The organism is Candidatus Limimorpha avicola, assembly GCF_056978975.1.
Genome location: NZ_DBMCYK010000008.1, coordinates 80,692 through 100,358 on the forward strand (window position 1 = coordinate 80,692; position 19,667 = coordinate 100,358).

Sequence of the window (19,667 nt, forward strand, 5' to 3'; positions counted from 1 at the left end):
GAAAACAAGTTTTTTTTTCTATCAAACAAGTTAAAAACAACATCTTTTTAACTCTATACAACATTGATTAACAACACATTATATCAACTACACAATAGGCAGCACAAATTTTTCATTGCCATATTGAAAAAATGTCTAATTTTGCAGCACGAGTTTGAAAAACGTTATACTTTGGAAAACAGAGTCACTGAAATAAATGGAATACAGTTATATAATTGCTTTGTTGCCGGAGCACAAAAAATTCTCGACAACCAAGCCCTGTTAAACAAGATAAACGTATTCCCCGTAGCAGATGCCGACACAGGCAGCAATATGGCGTCAACGATGTTGAGTATTGTCAACAATGTAAATCCCCAAAACAGTGTAAAACAAACAGCGAGTGCAATAGCAGATGCAGCTCTCATAGGAGCAAGAGGCAATTCAGGAATTATTTTCGCACAATATCTTTACGGATTCAGCCAGGAGATAGGCGATGTTGTACATCTGACAGTAAAAAACTTTGCCGAATCTATGCAAAAAGCTGTAAAATATGCTTACGATGCCATAGCAAATCCTCAGGAAGGCACCATCATTTCCGTAATAAAAGACTGGGCGAACAGCATCTACAACATGAAGGATTCATGCGATGATTTCATCAACATACTGCTTAATGCATTCAGCATGGCATTGGAATCGTTGAAATCTACAGCACGATGGATAGCCACCAAAGCCAAGTCCATTGTGGATGCAGGTGCAAAAGGCTTTGTGGTGTTCCTCGAAGGTATGGTGGAATATTTTAAGAGCGGACTGAAAACAATAACAATAAACAATTCTGATATAATAGAGACAGAATGGCTCGATACTTTTGACCATCAAAACATCACATTCAGATATTGTACCGAGGCGCTGTTGTCGGGAGAAAACATGTCGAAAGAAGTCATTAGTGAGATGATAAAAAACTTGGGAGACAGCATGGTTGTAGCCGGCTCTACTACCAAGATGAGACTTCACATACATACCGACATGCCGTGGGTGGTAATGGAAAGAATACAAAAAGTCGGTAACATCATATACCAGAAAGTGGAAGATATGGTTATGCAAAACGACATAGTCGCGAACAAAAAAAGCAACATCGGCATACTGACAGACTCCACTTGCGACCTGCCGGAAGACCTATTGATGAAACACCATATACAGGTTGTTCCTTTAAGCATACACTTCGGCAAGGAATGTTATCTGGACAACCTTACCATCAAATCAAAACCCTTTATCGAGAAGTTATGTACCTACCCGGAACTGCCCACTTCAGCACAGCCGAGTCTTAATGAATTTATCAACAAATACAATTATCTCACTTCACATTACGACTCCGTGATAAGTTCCCATATTATGGAATGTCTTAGCGGTACTATCAATGGAAGCCGTAAGGCAGCAGAAAAAGTCAGTGAGAAAACCGGAAAGAAAATCAGTGTGATAGACACACACTCAGCATCCAGCAGTCTCGGTCTCATGCTTGTGAGAGCAGCAGAATGTATAGAACAGGGAATGCCGCATGATGAAGTGGTGGAAAAATTGAAAGAATGGACTCGAAACTCCAAGATGTGGGTTTGCTGCAACACAGTAAAATATGCTTTCAAATCAGGTCGTCTCAGCAATTTTAAGAGTTTCATAGTGAAATGTTTAGGCATCATGCCCACAATTACCATAAAACCAGACGGCAAGCCTACATTGTCAGACGTATCTTTTTCGAGTAAGAAATCACATAACAAAGTCATAGAATCGTTCAAGCGATTCGTCCAAGGCAAGAAGATCTGGAACTATGCCATCACACATGCCGACAACATGGAAGCAGCACTGTACATTCAGAAACGCATAAAAGAGATCACCGGGAAATCTGCCCTTTATATCACCGATGCCGCCCCCATGATTACAGGTAAAGTGGGTCCCAAGACAATTTCGATATCAGTTATTTTAGAATAATTTAACTTTTACATACAAGAAATCCTGCTTTAAAGCAGGATTTCTTATTTATCAATTCAGATTTTATCTATCGGCAAACAATATAAAAGCCGTAGTTACCAACATTCCTCTTTCATTTTTTATTGCAAAATAATAGCCGTCTTCTTTATGTTTTCTATAAACATGCAATATCTCGCCTTCTATACTCTCATTATGATAGGACACCTCTATCTCTGACATCTTCCAGGACTCCAGGTCGGCAACTCTAAAAGTATCCAAGAACATGGAACAATAAACAGCATTATTAGTATGATGAGTTATATCGATGTCACTGCTTCGTATCATTCTCGAATATATCAAATCATCCTCAGTAAAGTCGTCTTTTATCCTTCTGAAAGGAGATGTCACGATCCTGTCCGATAACCATTCTATCTCATTATCTGAAGGGAAATGCGTCGTTTCAACCTTTCTCAGTTTCCTTGTATCAGCATCAATGATAACCCATTCAGAGAATGCTGCAATCATCAGATTACCGTCTTTTGTTATAGAGTAATTGCGTTCACAACGTATTCCATTCGGTCTTGAGGGCCATGTTTTAGCGGTAACTACGTCATACCATTGAGGTATATCATTAAAAATCATCTTAGTACGTGAGATAACCCACAAAGCATTGTCTTTAGCTTTTAAATTAGGGTCGTCAATGCCAAGCAAGGTGGCATGTTGTGCTGCCATGTCTTGTATCATCAGCATGGCTGCTTCCGGCTTCATCCTCAACAAAGAATCACAAATTCCCGATTGAATCTGAATATCGCACGAAAAAGAATTAGGCAGTTTTTCTGTCATTTCATCATAATTTAGCATACAAAAATACAAAATCATCTAAAATGTAGAGCCATTTTTACAAAAAGAGATTATCACATAAAAAAGCAATCATAAAGTTAATGCAGAAAATGTTGATTTAAAACATAATATTTCTAACTTTGCAGGACAATTGAAAGTCATGAAGCACATTTTCATAGTGAACACCAAAGCCGGCAGGGTGTCATGTCTCGGTATGGTAAAAGAAACAATAAAAACTTGTCAAGGCATCGATGCAGAAATTGTCACCCCCAACTCTGCCAAAGAATCCATAGCATACATCAGAAATTATCTCGACAATCACCATGACGAGGTGAGATTTTATGCTTGCGGAGGCGACGGCACCATCAACAAGGTGGCTACCGGAATAATGGGATATGACAATGCGAGCATGAGTGTGCTTCCATACGGCAGCGGCAACGATTATATAAAATATTACGACAACAAAGAGAGTTTCAACACTATCGACAGACTGTTAAACGGGAAAGAATATCTTGTAGATATTATGAAAGTCAATGACAACTATGCTTTAAATGCTACACATTTCGGATTTGACAGCGTAGTTGCCAAAAAGATGAACGAGATAAGAAGAAAGAAAATCATTGGAGGAAACAACAGTTATCCCATAGCAATAATATACGGTTTTTTCAATGGCATGCACAACAGATGCAAAGTCATCGCCGACGGAGAACCGCTTAACGACAACGACTTGCTGCTATGCACCGTTACCAATGGCAAATATGTAGGAGGCTCATACAAATGCGCGCCACGCTCTCTCAACGATGACGGACTGTTAGAGGTATGTCTCGTAAAACCTCTTCCAAGACTGAAATTAATATGTATGATTGGCGATTATAAGAAAGGATTGCATCTCGACAAAGAAAAATACGAAAAACATATAATTTACAGGAGAGCCAAGACAGTAGAACTGTTGTCGGAAAATGAAATGACAGTATCCATCGACGGTGAAATATACAGCGATAACCACATCATTATTGAAAACTTAAAACAAAAGATAAGGTTTGTTGCTCCGCAATAGTATTTTTTTTACATTTGCAAAAAAAGAAATAAATCCACAATACTTTACAAACCACTGAATATTAACAATTTATAAAATATATGATAGCAAAAGAATTATTGAATCCGAAAAGCATCGTTGTTGTCGGTGCATCGAGTGATGTACACAAACCCGGAGGTCGTGTACTGATGAGTTTGAAAAAAAGCAACTTTAAAGGAGAGATCTACACTGTGAACCCCAAAGAGACAGAGGTACAAGGTATAAAATGTTACGCCAAAGTCGAAGAGCTTCCTCAAGTAGATTGTGCCATAATAGCAATAGCAGCCAAATACTGTCCTTCTACCGTTGACACTCTAGCACTTGAAAAAGGGACAAAAGGATTTATCATCATCTCTGCCGGATTTGGAGAAGAGAGTGCAGAAGGTGCTGAATATGAACGTCATATAGCCGCCACCATCAACAGTGTAGGAGGCAGTTTGATAGGTCCCAACTGTACAGGTTTCCTTAACAGAAATTATTGCGGTGCTTTCGATGCTCCCATACCGCGTCTTGACCCTCATGGAGTAGATTTTATAACAGGCTCCGGTGCCACGGCAGTGTTCATCAAAGAATACGGCATCACCAATGGATTGACATTCAACAGTGTATGGGCAGTTGGCAATTCTGCTCAAATAGGAATAGAAGACGTATTGGAACATCTCGACGAGACTTTCGACCCTGAGACGAGTTCAAGAGTGATCATGTTATACATGGAAAAGATAGGCAATCCACAAAAACTGTTGAAACACTCACGTTCACTTATACACAAGGGGTGTCGCATAGCAGCCATCAAGTCCGGTTGCTCTGCTGCAGGCAGCAGAGCAGCATCATCGCATACAGGAGCATTGGCGACTGACGATTCTGTAGTAGATGCACTGTTCCGCAAAGCGGGTATAGTACGCTGCCACAACCGTCAGGAACTCACCACAGTATGTGCCATATTCATGCACCCTGAAGTAAAAGGAAAAAACATGGCTGTCATAACACACGCGGGAGGACCGGCCGTTATGCTTACCGACGTGCTGTCTAACAACGGCATGGATGTGCCACATCTTGAAGGTCCCAAAGCCGATGCCTTGCTTGCCAAACTGTTCCCCGGCTCATCGGTAGGCAACCCTATCGACTTCCTTGCCACCGGAACAGCAGAACAACTCGGACATATCATAGACGCCTGCGAAAATGACTTCGACAACATTGACTGTATGTGCGTGATATTCGGCTCACCGGGATTGTTCCCCAACTGGGAGGTTTACAAGGTTCTTGACGAGAAAATGAAGACCTGCAAAAAGCCCATCTTCCCCATCCTGCCTTCTATCATCAACGTAAAAGACGAGATAGCCGATTTCATCAACAACAAACATAGAATCAACTTCCCGGAAGAGTGTGTATTCGGCAATGCATTATGTAAGATTTACAACACACCGAAACCACAACCTGAAGACATAGTGATGCCTGAGATTGACAAAGTGCGCATACGCAAAGTCATCGACAGTTGCGAAAACGGATACATCGCACCCGACAAAATTTACGAACTCCTCGACGCTGCCGGCATAGCACAAAAACAGATACGTGTAGTTGACAAGAAACAGGCAGCTCTCGACTTTGCCAACGAAGTGGGTTATCCGCTTGTGATGAAAGTTGTTGGTCCGGTACACAAATCCGATGTAGGAGGCGTCACTCTCAACGTACGCGACATCGAGACTGTAGGCAAAGAGTTCGACCGCCTCATGGCGATAAAAGACACTTATGCAGTGGAGATGTACCCGATGCTCGACGGCACTGAGGTATATATTGGAGCCATTCGCAATGCAAAATTCGGACATCAGGTGTTCTTTGGCTTGGGTGGCATCTTCATAGAAGTGCTGAAAGACGTACAGAATGCTTTGGCTCCGATAAGCACTGAAGAGGCAAAAAGCATGATGAAAAACTTACGCGGATATAAGATACTGCAAGGTGTTCGCGGACAACAACCTGTAAATATCGACATCTATGCAGAACAGATTGCAAGAGTATCAGCCTTGGTGATGGCAGCACCAGAAATTGCAGAAATGGACCTCAACCCATTGCTCGGCAATCCGAAAAATGTAGTCGCCGTTGATGCAAGAATAAGAATAGAGAAATAATTCATTATAGAACAAGGTGTGTAATTATGACAGTAATATGTATTATTGCACACCTTTCTCATATTTAATAAAACACAAAGATGAAAAAGAACGATTATATCGCCATTATTGCAGTGCTGGCAGTAACAGGTATTTTTGCGTTTGCACCCGGTGCCTTGGAGTGGTTCAACAAGATGACAAGAGAACACGGTATGATAATGAGTTTCTTTAAATTTGCCATCTTAGCCACATTCGGAGAAATGCTGGCACTGAGAATACGCAAAGGAGTGTATGATGAAAATGGTTTCGGAATACTGCCACGCATGTTGGTGTGGGGCTTTCTCGGCATTGGAATAGCAATGGCAATGACGATATTCAAAAGCGGCACCATAGCTTTTTTGAGTAACATAGGATTCAACAAGGCTGCTATTTGGTTTTCAGGCCCGCTGAGTCTTAATAAATTTTTCGTCGCTCTCTGCATCAGCGTGTTGATGAATACCATATTCGCACCCATTTTCATGACATTGCACAAAATTACGGATATTCATATCATGGAAACCGGCGGCACTTTAAAAGGTTTCTTCTCCCATAAACTGAAAATACAGGAAACAATGGCAAACAAGATAGACTGGAATATACAGTACGGCTTTGTGTTTAAGAAAACCATCCCCTTATTCTGGTATCCGGCTCATACCATAACCTTCCTGCTACCGGGAAACTATCAGGTGCTGTTTGCCGCTTTCTTGGGAGTCGTGTTGGGACTTATTTTGAGCATCAAAAAGTAACAGCACAATCATTGATTGTCATTATTAATTCCCCAAAGACATTTTTCAATCTTATTTTAATGACTTTGGCTTTTACACACAAAAACCATCAAAAAAACGATGTCGATTTACAATAATCTACGTTCGTTTAGAGTAAATCAACTTTTTTAACAAATTTTATCGTTTATAATTTATTGTTTATCAATATATTATAGAAAATTTTTATTTTTTTGCAAAAAAAATGCCTAAAACTCTTGACAAAAATAAAATTCAACGTATATTTGTAGTGTATTAGTTATCTATTACACTAACAAATTATAACAACATTAATATCAGCCATTATGATTAGTATCAACAACTTAGATTTCAATTATCAAAAGACGAAAGTATTCAAGGACCTCAATATCACCTTTGAAAAAGGAAAGATATACGGACTTCTTGGTGAAAACGGCGTAGGAAAGACCACTCTGTTAAAATTAATCTGCGGGTTGCAAAAGCCAACTAAAGGCAGTTGCATTGTTGACAATTTCATACCTTTTGACAGAAACCCCAACTTTTTAAACAACATATTTTTTATTCCGGATGAAATTGTCGGCTACAACGGTACATCTGAAAAATACTCTCGAAATTTAGGTTTGTTTTATCCAAACTACGATCATGAATATTTCATCAAGATATGTCATGATTTCGAGATAGATCCGACAAAAAACTATAAAACCATGTCGTTCGGACAACAGAAAAAAGCCATCATTGCGAGTGCCTTGGCATTAAAAACCGAATATCTGTTTCTCGACGAGCCAACCAACGGACTGGACATACCGTCCAAAGCCTCGCTAAGAAAGATTCTTGCCAACTACTGCGATGAAAAGACCACTCTGATTATCTCAACACATCAGGTAAAAGACGTAGAGAATCTGCTCGACAACATAATTATTCTTGACAATGAAGGAGTCATTCTTGCAGCAGACACTGTCACCATAGCATCAAAACTGTTTTTCTCATACGATCAGGAAATGAGAAGCGATGCTTTATATTCAGAGATGTTGCCAGGAGGATATATCAATGTCATTCCGAATGACAATAATGAAGAAAGCAACATCAACATTGAAGCATTGTTCAACACAGCCCATAAAAACAAAGAGTCAATAAAAAACATATTCAACAACATTTAAATAAAGATATTATGAATAGCACATTCAACATAAACAGATTTTGGCATCTTTTCAAAAAAGAAGGATTCGAAAATTTCAAACGGTTTGCCACTTCGATATACGTATTATGGGTTATCCCCATTTCTATAGTAATAGTTAATAAAATACTTCGGCCGGGATATATCACAATCTCTGACAACAGACTGATGACTATTTTATTTTTCACATCATTACTCATTGTGTTTACACCTTCGAGACTGTATGCAAATTACAACAACAATAAAACAGGAATATACAGAGCTTTGTTACCGGCCTCCAATTTAGAGAAATTTTTAAGCATGTTATCATATTGCATTATCATCACTCCTTTGTTTTACTTTGCCGGCGCAATTATAATCGACTCGATACTCACCATCATACCCGGTACCGGTTACAAAAGTTTCCTGTTTTCAACTCAAATAAATCTTAATTATCCTCAACTGTTTGAATCACGAATGGATTTATCCATTACTATATTACTTATCACTTCATCAATAATGCAAATAGGCATCTTCTCATTCTTTAACATGGTATTCAAAAAACATAAATTCAGCAAGACTTTATTATTAGTTTTTGCTATAACATTATTATTATTTATTACAGGAACGAAAATTGCCGAAAATAGCGATTATGTTTTTATGAATATGACACCTGATGAAACATATCATATCATATTCAAAGTTATGATAACACTAATAATAATCACGTCCCTGATAGCCATCGCTACATTTTACGGTACATATTATAAAATACGCAATCAAAAATATTAAAAATGGAATTCCATCAACACAAGCCTATATATCTGCAAATTTGCGACCGTATCAATGAATTGATTTTAAGCGATGTATTAAAAGCTGAAGAAAGGATACAGTCGGTTCGTGAGTTGGGTATAGAACTTGGTGTCAATCCCAATACAGTGGTAAGGTCATACGAATATTTGCAGAATAAAGGGATAATATTCAACAAGAGAGGCATTGGATATTTTATTTCTAAAGATGCCAAAGAACTGATTCTCAAAGAACAGAAGGAAGATTTCATTGAAAATGAAATTCCCAAATTCTTCAAAAAGATGAAGTTGTATAACATCGACATAGATGACATTGTCAATATATACAGAAAAGAGTAAAAGCAAATAGCAAAGTAATTTTCAACTACCTAAACAGTAAGAATCATTTTTCAAATGACGTAATGCCGCGGGCAGCATAATGTTGTCCGTGGCTTGCATGTTATATGTCTGTCATACTATGCGACAAAATGTCAAAATATAAAAATGGAACGATTCTTGAAGATATAAAGAAAAAACCAATTATAATGACAGTAAAAAGGAAACTCATACCAATGGAAGATTTCTTCAGAAATGTTGAAATTACTGATTATCAGATATCTCCTGACGGAAAATATTTCTCATATCTTGCACCTTGGGAGAAAAGGCTAAATATTTTCATTCAATCCGTTACCGGCGGAGAGCCGAGAAGACTGACTTCCGAGACAGAACGCAGCATCGAGGGTTATTGCTGGGCTAATGACAACACCATAGTTTTCTTGAAAGACAAAGGTGGCGACGAGAACTATCAAATGTTCGGTATAGATACTGACACAAGTGAAATAAAAGAATACTGTGCTGTCGATAATGTTCGTACCATGATACTCGACACTCTCGACAATGATGAAGACAATATCATTATTGCAACCAACGAGAATAATCCTCAGGTATTCGACCCTTACAGACTTAATGTCAAGACAGGAGAACGTACTCTATTATACGAAAATCCCGGCAACATACAGGACTGGGGTTTTGACCACGACGGAAAATTACGTGTAGGCTATGCCATTGAAGATGGCGTCAACACCGTTATATTGTACCGTGACAACGAAGAAGAAGATTTCCGCGAAGTCTTGAAAACCAATTTCCGTGAAGAATTGTCGTTTGCAGAATTTACTCCCGACAACAAACTCGTTTATGCACTAACAAACATCGGACGTGACAAAACGGCATTGGTCTTGATGAATCCAAACACCTGCGAAGAAATAGAAGTGTTGTATGAAAATCCAACATACGACATCGACAATGTCAGCTATTCCAACAAAAGAAAAAAACTGACAGCTGTATCATGTATCGGACACAAAGGCAGGATACGTCATTTCTTTGACAAAGACACAGAAAACATGTTTCACAACATAGAAAAACATCTTCCCGGGTTCAACGTAGGCATCACATGCAGCAACAAAAACGAAGACAAAATGATTGTCATAGCCTACAACGACCGCAACAGCGGGAAATATTACTTTTATGATGTGGCAGAAGACAACATAAAACAGATAGGAGAACTGAAGCCATGGCTTAAAGAAGATGAAATGGCAAGCATGATACCGATACGTTATGAGGCACGTGACGGACTTTCGATTGAAGGTTATCTCACGCTGCCGACAGGTTATGACATCTCCACTGCCAAAGGTCTGTCGTTAGTTGTCAACCCGCACGGAGGCCCATGGCATCGTGACATTTGGGGATTCAACTCAGAGGTACAGTTTCTTGCCAACAGAGGTTATGCAGTGTTGCAGATGAATTTCAGAGGTTCAACAGGCTATGGCAGATCATTCAAGGAAAAATCATACAAACAATGGGGACGTGCCATGCAGGACGATATCACAGACGGAGTCAATTATCTGATAGACAAAGGTATCGTCAACAAAGACAAAATAGCCATTTATGGTGCAAGTTATGGAGGATATGCCACATTGTCAGGTATCACCAAGACACCCAATTTGTATGCATGTGCCATAGATTATGTAGGCGTATCCAACCTTTTCACTTTCATGAATACTATCCCTCCATATTGGGAGCCATTGTTGGAAATGATGTACGAAATGGTCGGAGACCCGGAAAAGGACAAAGAGATAATGAAAGAATGTTCTCCGGTTTACAATGTTGACAAAATAAAGACACCTCTATTCATAGCTCAAGGCGCCAACGACCCGAGAGTAAACAAGGCAGAATCGGACCAAATGGTTGAAGCCCTGCGTAAAAACGGTGTCAACGTCGATTATATGGTAAAATATGATGAAGGACACGGCTTCCACAACGAAGAAAACAGGTTTGACTTTTATCGTGCCATGGAACGTTTCTTAGAAAAATATATTTGAACATAAAAAGACAAGTCGTCGAACTTGACGACTTGTCTTTCATTAACCTAAAAACATAATAATTCAATCTTAAAATGGCATCGTAATTGTACGTTAAAGGAGGATTTATCAACAATTACTTCGGCAAAATTACAATTTTCGCCCCACCTATGTCAATAGCATAAATACGGTATTATTTCTTTAGAGAATAACAAAAACATAGGATAAAATGCCAATCCCATTATAGCAACAACAACATTATCATTATCTTCAAAACTTTTTTATGAGCCATCTCTCAAAAAATTTATCATAAACCTGATAAACACCTTTATTTTGTGTCAACAAGTCTTTTTCCAACAATCCCTTGATGGCGGAATTGACAGAACTTGGAGATATAAGTCCGTATTTTTTTGCGAAAGAGCCGGAAGTAACATTTATTGCTTTTCCTGCTTTACTTATTGCCAACAAAACACGTTTTTGTTTATCAGGCAGTTGGTATAAAAGATCCTCGTATGTACCTGACGTAAAATCGACTATATAATCTATTGCCGGTTTCAACTGTCTTAATTTGCACTTTGCACCCGGTTTTGTCTGCATATAAAGAATATTCATAACTTTCTGCAAATAAAAAGTCACACCCTCAAATTCATCATAAAGATTTTCAACCACATCTGCATCAAGCGCTTTCCTGCCGTTCTTAAAATGCGACATACAAAAATACAAATATCTCTGCTTATCGATTAAAGGCAAATCCATTATTGTAACGCTTTGATAGAATGGTCGTGCAGGAGAAGTAAATATAGAACCCATCAAATGACGATGCGAACCGGAGAATACAAAATTGGCATTTCTACAATACTGCATGTATGTACGAATTATTGCTTCTATATTATTTTCAGGATATTTCAACACCTGCTGAAATTCGTCAATAATCACTATACAACGTTTGTCAGCATTTTGTATATATCCGAATATCTCTTCAAGAGTTGTCTGCGGAGTATTTAATTCCCCCAAAGATACCATCCATGAAGGAGTTCCGGAATTGTCATAAGAAATACCCGTTTTTAATGACGATAACATATTAACAAATTTACTCCATACCCTTTTACCTCTTGGTTTCAATTCTTCCAATATCACTTTACCGAAAGTGTTGACAAAATCAGAAAGAGAACGAGTAGAATAAATATCGACAATAAAAGTGTAGTATTTATCTTTTATTTCCGGTTGTTCCATACAATGTCTAAGCAAATCTGTTTTTCCCACACGACGAGAAGAGATCAGAGCAATATTGTTGCCATTAGTCAACAAAGAAACTATGTCGCACGTTTCTTTTTCTCTGTCACAGAAATATTCAGGTCCTACATAACCTGTCGTCACAAAAGGATTTATCATTGTTTTACTTTTTTTGCAAAGATACAAATTATCATAAAATGATAATCATAAAATGATAATTTTTTACAAAAAAACAAATATTCTATGTTTTTCCTTTAAAAGTATGCTATTCTTAATAAAAAAACATTTACATGTGATGTTTGTATAATCATAATCAATTAGTTTTTCTTAAAAACAACTTCAAAAAAGACAAGTCATCGATTGACGACTTGTCTTTCATTAACCTAAAAACATAATAATTCAATCTTAAAATGGCATCGTAATTGTACGTTAAAGGAGGATTTATCAACAATTACTTCGGCAAAATTACAATTTTCGCCCCACCCATGTCAATAGCATAAATACGGTATTATTTCTTTAGAGAATAACAAAAACATGGTATTTACTGCATAAATCCAGCAAATTTGAGATATTCATAATCCAAATATATATGCAAAACAAAAAAAGTATCCGGCTTTTTCGGATACTTTCAACATATTTATTAAAAAACTATAACCTTTTCAAAAAAGATAACAATCACTCAACCGGCAGAGCCTTAAAGCCGTTACCCATAATCTCAGCACTTTCCACCACATTGACGAAAGCATTAGGATCTATCGCTCTAAGGTGAGATTTAAGTTTCACCAAGTCAGAACGGTCAAGAGTGACGTAAATCATCTTACGTTCCACGCCTTGATAAAGACCTTTACCGGAAAAGCAAGTGCCGCCACGTTTTATATCCTGCAAAATATAGTTGCGAACCTCTTCGATCTTGTCAGTAACGATAAATGCCGTTTTATAACTTTTGACACCCTCAACCACAAGGTCAATGACTTTACTTTCTATGGCAATAAGCAAAATGGAATAGATTGGCAGGCGCAGTTGTCCGAAAGCTATAAAAGATGTCAAAGTGATACAAGAGTCAACAATAAGTACGAGAGTACCGAGAGATATCTTGGTATATTTATGAATAATCATGGAAATGATGTCGCTTCCGCCGGAAGTAGCGCCAGATTTAAATATCATGCCTATGGCAAGACCATAGATGCCGCCGGCCACAAGAGTATTGAGGAAGTAATCCGGCACGAAGAAGTTCTCGCTATGAGGCACCTGCACCAAGGTATTTTTAAAATTAGCCTCCAACTCCGCTGCATTAGTAAACAAACCATTATGAATCAAAGGCATATATCCCCAATAAGTCTCTATCACCCATGTAAAGGCAAAGATAAGGATTGTGGATATGACTGTTTTTATACCGAACCGAGGACCTAATATCCAAGTACCGACAAGAAGGAGCGGAACATCCATACAAAGGGCATAAAGACTTATCTTCCATGGCCAAACAGTATTCAAGACATTCGCCAATCCGTATGTTCCTCCCGGTGCCAGGAGATAAGGATTCACAAATTTGACATCTCCGAGTGCAAAGAGAAGACTGCCAAAAATCAACAACAAATACGCTCCAAATTGCTGTTTAAGATCATTCCTTTTCATATAAATAACAATAAAATCAATATGTTTTACTCCAAAATTTGAAAGCGCAAAAGTAGTATATTTTTTAATATCTACAACATTAATTCAAATAAAAAAGCCTCACATCAGAAAGACATGAGGCTATAACGGTAATTATCAAACTTTTACTCCCACTCTATTGTCGCCGGAGGTTTGGAACTGATGTCATAACACACACGGTTGACACCTTTCACCTTATTAATAATGTCATTGGACACTTTAGCGAGGAAGTCATACGGCAGATGCACCCAATCGGCTGTCATGCCGTCAGTAGAAATGACAGCGCGCAATGCTATGGTATATTCGTAACTGCGTTCATCGCCCATGACGCCTACACTTTTTACCGGCAGCAACATAGTCCCTGCCTGCCATATACTGTCGTAAAGGTTGTCAGCCACCTCGTCAGGATAGGAAGCACTTGGCAATTCGCATTTCCAATCGCGCAATCCTTTAATAAAGATGTCGTCGGCATCACGCAAGATACGCAATTTCTCTTCCGTCACCTCGCCGAGGATACGTATGCCGAGACTCGGACCGGGGAAAGGATGACGCCCCACCAACTCTCTCTTGATATTCAATGCTCTGCCGACTCTTCGCACCTCATCTTTAAACAATGAACGCAAAGGCTCCACTATCTTAAGATTCATTTTCTCAGGAAGGCCTCCTACATTATGATGAGACTTTATCTTACAACTCGGTCCATTGACACTGACACTTTCTATCACATCAGGATAGATAGTACCCTGAGCTAGCCACCTGGCACCCTTTATCTTCTTGGCTTCCGTCTCGAAGACATCGATAAATGTCGTTCCAATAGCCTTGCGTTTTGCCTCAGGGTCGGTGACACCTCTGAGTTTCTCAAGAAACAACGCTCCTGAATCAACTCCAATAACATTAAGTCCCAAATCCTTATACGAATCGAGGACATCTTCGAACTCATTTTTACGCAGCAGTCCGTTATCGACAAAGATGCAGGTAAGATTACTTCCTATTGCCTTATTGAGCAAAACTGCAGCTACAGTACTGTCCACACCACCGGAAAGACCGAGGATCACTTTGTCATCACCCAATTTGGCACGCAATGAAGCCACAGTACTATCAATAAAAGAATCCGGTGTCCAGTTGCCATGACAACCGCAAATCTTCATGGCAAAATTCTCGAGCATCTTATGTCCTTCTTTCGTATGGAACACCTCAGGATGAAACTGTACCGCATACGTCTCTTCTCCATCAATCTTATATGCAGCATTTTTCACATCTTCCGTACTTGCCACCACAAATGCTTTTTCCGGCAACACTGCTATTGTATCGCCATGAGACATCCAGACCTGACTTGTCTTAGAGACACCTTTAAACAACAGACACTTTTCATCCGTGATTGTCAGCATTGCACGGCCATATTCTCTTGCAAGAGAAGCATCCACCTCACCACCGTAATGACAGGCAATAAACTGAGCGCCATAACATATCCCTAACAGAGGCAGTTTACCCTTTATTCCGGTAATATCGACAAAAGGAGCATTTTTGTCGCGTACCGACGAAGGGCTGCCGCTCAATATCACACCTTTGATGTCCGGTGTTATTTCCGGAATCTTGTTATAAGGATATATCTCACAATAAACATTAAGCTCACGAAGACGACGGCCTATCAACTGAGTCACCTGTGAACCGAAATCCAATATCAATATGGTTTCCTGCATAATATTCATTTTTAGAGTGCAAATTTAAAAAAAATCAACCAAAATTCATGAATGCTGCAAGAAATTATATAAATTTGCAAAAAAGAAACAAAGATGGCAAACTCAAAGACAAATACCGTCAGTTACGCAAAAAAGAAACCTTCAGGCAAAGGCAAGAAAAAGAAGAAAAAAGTCAAACTTACTACCTTTGGCAAGATATTATTTACCTTAATAATCTTAGGCATTATCTTTTTTCTTGTATGGGGAACTTATAAATTATTAAACAAGAAAAACAAAACGGACAATAATACTGAAGTAACGGAAATCGTAAAAAACGATATTTCCGCTTCAGTAAAAGATATAAAGAAAGAAGAAAAAAAAGCTGAGGAAATTGATAATAGAGACAATAAAACAAAAGAAGAAAAAAAGAAAGAGCCTGAAAAAACAACAAATGACAAGGACACGTCAAAAACGGAAAAACCTGTAGCCGAACACGTCAACGACAAGACAAATATAAAAGCCAGCATTAACGGTTATTGGCTAAGCACTTCAGAAGGAGCTGTACTAACAATGAACGATGACTCCTACAGTATAGACTTTGCCGGCATCGATGCATCAAATCCAATTGCTGGAACATATAAATTACAAGACAAAAAAATCATTTTCTCCACTGACGCAGGTTCATGCAAAGGAGAAATAGGTATTTACCGCATCATTCTTGACAAACATGATATCAAGTTCATTTGTGAAGATGACAACTGTTTAAAAAGAAAAGCCACTCTCACTACAGAATGGGAATGGCTCAACGAATGATATGTTTTAAAGATTTATTTCGACATTTCGGCAATAGCTTTGCCTTTTCTTGTTATGATAACGGATTTTACCGCAATAAATAGTATTATTATCGCTGTAATGCCTATAGTAAGACAGATGATTACCCTTTCATTGCCATAAAGAATTCCTCCTCCAATGGCAAGTAACAGCAGTGAGACCAAGACATTGAGTTCTCTTACCATACGTGAAATCATGGTATATTGAACAAAACTTGCCTCTTCGTAAATGACAACAGGAACATTTATCAATACCAATGAATATGCAGAAAAACCGAGAAGAAGAGCGACAAAAGTCTCCATAATCAGCATTATCAAAACTCCGGTTTTCATTTCCTTATCTATGACAATATCAGCAGGCAACCAATTTTCTTTGGTAAAATAAAGAACATAAGAAACTATCAATATAAACACTACCAATATTTCCAACACTCTGTCATAAGGTCTTACAGGTAATTCTCCTAATTTAGGATAATTCTTATCTTTGTACAACATAATATAATTATTTTAGTCTTTTATTTTTCTTCAAAGCCTCAGAAATAATCCATTGAAGTTGTCCGTTTACCGATCGGAACTCGTCAGCAGCCCATTTCTCGACAGCCTCCATCGTTTTGGCATCAAGACGAAGAACAAAATTTTTAGTTGTATTATCTTTTGCCATAACTAAATCAATACATCTTTGACTGTTTCACTATGATACGATTCATTACAAATGACAGACATACCGACAAATAACAAGTTGACGATTTTTTCATCATCGTCAATTATACAATGTACCGGTATTGACTACAGGCTGGGCAGCGTCATCAGCGCATAATACGACGAGTAAATTACTCACCATGGAAGCCTTTTTGTCATTATCCAAATCCACAATCTCTTCTTCGCTGAGACGGTCGAGAGCCATCTTCACCATAGACACGGCACCTTCGACTATTTTCTCTCTTGCAGCGATAATGGCGGCTGCCTGTTGACGACGTAACATGACAGCGGCTATCTCCGGAGAATATGCAAGATAATTGATACGAGCTTCAATCACTTCAAGACCCGACATGGCGAGACGGTCGTTAAGTTTCTGAAGAAGAATGACATTTATCTCTTCACCTCCTGAGCGCAATGTCAGTTCTCCTGACTGCGAGTCGTCATTATCATCATAAGAATACAAGCCGGCCACTTCGCGTAAGGCTGCATCACTCTGTACCTTGACAAAACTCTCAAAGGCACGCATTCTGTTAGACACCGTTACACTTACCGAAGCTCCACCACTTGCCATGGTCTGAGAATCTATTTCAAACATCGCCTTGTAAGTATCCTTCAACTTCCACACCAAAATCTGACCTATCATAATCGGATTACCGGTCTTGTCATTGACTTTTATAGGTTCTACATTGAGATTTCTCGCTCTCATCGACACTCTTTTGGATGAATACAAAAAACATACCCAGTAAAAACCTACTTTCGTAAGAGTACCTCGATATTTTCCAAAAAACAACATCACCATGCCTTCATTGGGTTCCAACATCCTGAAACCGAAACAAAACACCATGGCGAAGAAAATACATAACGAACATATCACAATCACCAATGTCGCTTGCGTTGCAACTGCAAAATAAATTGACAATCCGATAACAGCCAACAGCAAGAATAACATTAGAAAACCATTGACCAACAATCCTTTAAATTCATACTCTTTCTCTTTCATAATAAAAATATTTTTAAGATTTATGATACTATTTTGATATTATTTTGACACCACAAAGATAGCACTATTTTTATTAATGTCAAGAGTTTTTTTTGATTTTTTTAAAAATTTGTTTCATAATAACGAAAAAACATTGACATATACATTCAACAAATTGATTATCAACAATAAATCAAACACATAACATTTGTCAAGGAAATATTCATAAAAACACATTTTTTTAATGCTGCAAAACTGTCATAAAATGTAACTCATAACAGCATCTTTCCAGTCAAAGAAATAAATTAACGCTTACAGTAAAAGTTTAGTTTTTGACACAGATACACCTTATAATAATCTATATTAAAACATTTTCCAATATTATTAAGAAAAATATTTATTACAAATCCTGAAAGACATGTATTTAAAGTCGATATTTATTATTTGAACATGTTAGAAGCTTTTTCTCATTCTGAATTTCATCGGTGACATCCCTGTTTTGCGTCTAAAGAACTTTCCAAAAACTGATTGGTCTGAAAAGCCGAGGACATCGGCAATTTCCTTAACCTCAAGGTCTGAACACTCCAGCATCTTTCTTGCATCAGCACATAACAATTCAGAAATATGAAAATTCACTGTATGTCCAGTAAGGTTTTTGACAACACGAGACAAATATGTTGTAGAGATATTCAAGTTGCAGGCATAGAATTTTATGTCATGATGTTTACGGTAATTATGAACAAGCAATTTTTTAAATTTTCGAAAAATATCGTTTGAGCGTTTCACACAACCTGAATTATCATGAACATTCATATAAACCACATCAGCCATTTGCAACATTAAAAAGCTACATAAATGGCGGACAGCACCATCACGATAAATCAACATCTTTTCAGTCAAACCTGAGAACAAAACCAATGTATTTTGAATGCAATAAGCCTGTTCTTTTTCCAAATGAAAAACAGGCAACTCATAATTGCCAATAAAATGGGATACTCTGTTATAAAGAAGCAGACCTACCGAAAGAGAATCAAAATAATCGGGAACAATGTACAGACAATAAAGTAAAAATTCTCGACTCATATCAAAAAAAACCGCCCTGACACTTGGAGTGAAAATCAACAAATTATTTTTCTCCAAAATATAATTATTGTAAACATCGGACACCACAGCTGTTCCGTTTATGACGAGCATAAAATAAAATCCTTTTTCCATTACAATATTATCATTAGCATTATGGTTATCAAATATCTTAAAACAATATGGCTCATTGATATAATGTATTGAAGATTTCACAAGATCAAGAAATGCAAGTTCCATAGTTTACTATTTTTTAGTGCAAAATTAACATTTGTTTCGTTTCAGACCAATGTTGTTTGTTATTTTATTACTAAAAAATCAAAAAAACAAAGAATTTTGCAAAGTCTTTTTTAATTCCACGAAAAAAATGAACAAATATATTATCAATAGTTCGTTAAAAATTAGCCAAGCCTAAGCGGCTCTGGCAGTAAATAAAATGAGTTCTTTGAAAAGTCTGTCAATTAACTGCGTGTCCGGTTCAATCC

At 37.8% G+C, this 19,667-nt stretch carries 17 protein-coding genes; 9 read left to right on the plus strand and 8 right to left on the minus strand.

Going from position 1 to position 19,667, the window contains the following annotated elements:
- The first annotated feature begins 141 nt into the window (after positions 1 to 141).
- Positions 142 to 1,959: a DegV family protein gene (locus tag ACZOVS_RS05490; protein WP_483996229.1), complete on the plus strand. Its 1,818-nt coding sequence runs from the start codon at positions 142 to 144 to the stop codon at positions 1,957 to 1,959.
- 63 nt (positions 1,960 to 2,022) lie between these two features.
- Here the strand turns inward: ACZOVS_RS05490 and ACZOVS_RS05495 are convergent, their stop codons facing one another.
- Entirely contained in the window at positions 2,023 to 2,781 is a 759-nt protein-coding gene (locus ACZOVS_RS05495) for an acyl-[acyl-carrier-protein] thioesterase (RefSeq protein ID WP_483996230.1), read from the minus strand.
- A 157-nt stretch (positions 2,782 to 2,938) separates the two neighbouring features.
- On the opposite strand from ACZOVS_RS05495, the gene ACZOVS_RS05500 reads away from it, so the two are divergent.
- The 7 genes from ACZOVS_RS05500 to ACZOVS_RS05530 all read left to right on the plus strand — a co-directional run bounded on the left by ACZOVS_RS05500 (position 2,939) and on the right by ACZOVS_RS05530 (position 11,053).
- Positions 2,939 to 3,835, plus strand: a complete 897-nt coding sequence (locus ACZOVS_RS05500; protein WP_483996231.1) for a diacylglycerol/lipid kinase family protein — start codon at positions 2,939 to 2,941, stop codon at positions 3,833 to 3,835.
- An 80-nt stretch (positions 3,836 to 3,915) separates the two neighbouring features.
- The gene (locus ACZOVS_RS05505; protein WP_483996232.1) at positions 3,916 to 5,976 is read left to right on the plus strand and encodes an acetate--CoA ligase family protein; all 2,061 of its coding nucleotides are present in this window, start codon (positions 3,916 to 3,918) and stop codon (positions 5,974 to 5,976) included.
- Positions 5,977 to 6,056: 80 nt separating this feature from the next.
- Positions 6,057 to 6,740: a hypothetical protein gene (locus ACZOVS_RS05510; RefSeq protein ID WP_483996233.1), complete on the plus strand. Its 684-nt coding sequence runs from the start codon at positions 6,057 to 6,059 to the stop codon at positions 6,738 to 6,740.
- A 320-nt stretch (positions 6,741 to 7,060) separates the two neighbouring features.
- Positions 7,061 to 7,891 (plus strand): ABC transporter ATP-binding protein, encoded by an 831-nt coding sequence (locus ACZOVS_RS05515; protein WP_483996234.1) that lies wholly within the window; start codon positions 7,061 to 7,063, stop codon positions 7,889 to 7,891.
- Positions 7,892 to 7,902: 11 nt separating this feature from the next.
- A complete protein-coding gene (locus tag ACZOVS_RS05520) occupies positions 7,903 to 8,679 on the plus strand; it encodes a hypothetical protein (RefSeq protein ID WP_483996235.1) in 777 nt (258 codons plus the stop codon).
- 2 nt (positions 8,680 to 8,681) lie between these two features.
- On the plus strand, positions 8,682 to 9,035 hold the full coding sequence (locus tag ACZOVS_RS05525) for a GntR family transcriptional regulator (protein WP_483996236.1): 354 nt from the start codon (positions 8,682 to 8,684) through the stop codon (positions 9,033 to 9,035).
- Positions 9,036 to 9,220: 185 nt separating this feature from the next.
- Positions 9,221 to 11,053: a S9 family peptidase gene (locus ACZOVS_RS05530; RefSeq protein ID WP_483996237.1), complete on the plus strand. Its 1,833-nt coding sequence runs from the start codon at positions 9,221 to 9,223 to the stop codon at positions 11,051 to 11,053.
- 249 nt (positions 11,054 to 11,302) lie between these two features.
- On the opposite strand, the gene ACZOVS_RS05535 is transcribed toward ACZOVS_RS05530, so the two are convergent.
- The 3 genes from ACZOVS_RS05535 to guaA all read right to left on the minus strand — a co-directional run bounded on the left by ACZOVS_RS05535 (position 11,303) and on the right by guaA (position 15,615).
- Positions 11,303 to 12,424, minus strand: coding sequence for an AAA family ATPase (locus tag ACZOVS_RS05535; RefSeq protein ID WP_483996238.1), 1,122 nt, complete (start codon positions 12,422 to 12,424; stop codon positions 11,303 to 11,305).
- Positions 12,425 to 12,940: 516 nt separating this feature from the next.
- Entirely contained in the window at positions 12,941 to 13,897 is a 957-nt protein-coding gene (locus ACZOVS_RS05540; protein ID WP_483996239.1) for a YitT family protein, read from the minus strand.
- A gap of 143 nt (positions 13,898 to 14,040) precedes the next feature.
- Positions 14,041 to 15,615 carry a glutamine-hydrolyzing GMP synthase gene (gene guaA / locus ACZOVS_RS05545; protein WP_483996240.1) on the minus strand — a complete coding sequence of 525 codons (1,575 nt, stop codon included), beginning with the start codon at positions 15,613 to 15,615 and terminating at the stop codon, positions 14,041 to 14,043.
- 93 nt (positions 15,616 to 15,708) lie between these two features.
- Here guaA and ACZOVS_RS05550 point away from each other — a divergent pair, with 93 nt between their 5' ends.
- Entirely contained in the window at positions 15,709 to 16,407 is a 699-nt protein-coding gene (locus ACZOVS_RS05550) for a hypothetical protein (RefSeq protein ID WP_483996241.1), read from the plus strand.
- A 14-nt stretch (positions 16,408 to 16,421) separates the two neighbouring features.
- On the opposite strand, the gene ACZOVS_RS05555 is transcribed toward ACZOVS_RS05550, so the two are convergent.
- The 4 genes from ACZOVS_RS05555 to ACZOVS_RS05570 form a co-directional block, all read right to left on the minus strand.
- Positions 16,422 to 16,919, minus strand: coding sequence for a hypothetical protein (locus ACZOVS_RS05555; RefSeq protein ID WP_483996242.1), 498 nt, complete (start codon positions 16,917 to 16,919; stop codon positions 16,422 to 16,424).
- A 7-nt stretch (positions 16,920 to 16,926) separates the two neighbouring features.
- Positions 16,927 to 17,085: a type II toxin-antitoxin system antitoxin gene (locus tag ACZOVS_RS05560; protein WP_483996243.1), complete on the minus strand. Its 159-nt coding sequence runs from the start codon at positions 17,083 to 17,085 to the stop codon at positions 16,927 to 16,929.
- A 99-nt stretch (positions 17,086 to 17,184) separates the two neighbouring features.
- Positions 17,185 to 18,123 carry an SPFH domain-containing protein gene (locus ACZOVS_RS05565; RefSeq protein WP_483996244.1) on the minus strand — a complete coding sequence of 313 codons (939 nt, stop codon included), beginning with the start codon at positions 18,121 to 18,123 and terminating at the stop codon, positions 17,185 to 17,187.
- 432 nt (positions 18,124 to 18,555) lie between these two features.
- On the minus strand, positions 18,556 to 19,422 hold the full coding sequence (locus ACZOVS_RS05570) for a helix-turn-helix domain-containing protein (RefSeq protein ID WP_483996245.1): 867 nt from the start codon (positions 19,420 to 19,422) through the stop codon (positions 18,556 to 18,558).
- Between the last annotated feature and the right edge of the window lie 245 nt (positions 19,423 to 19,667).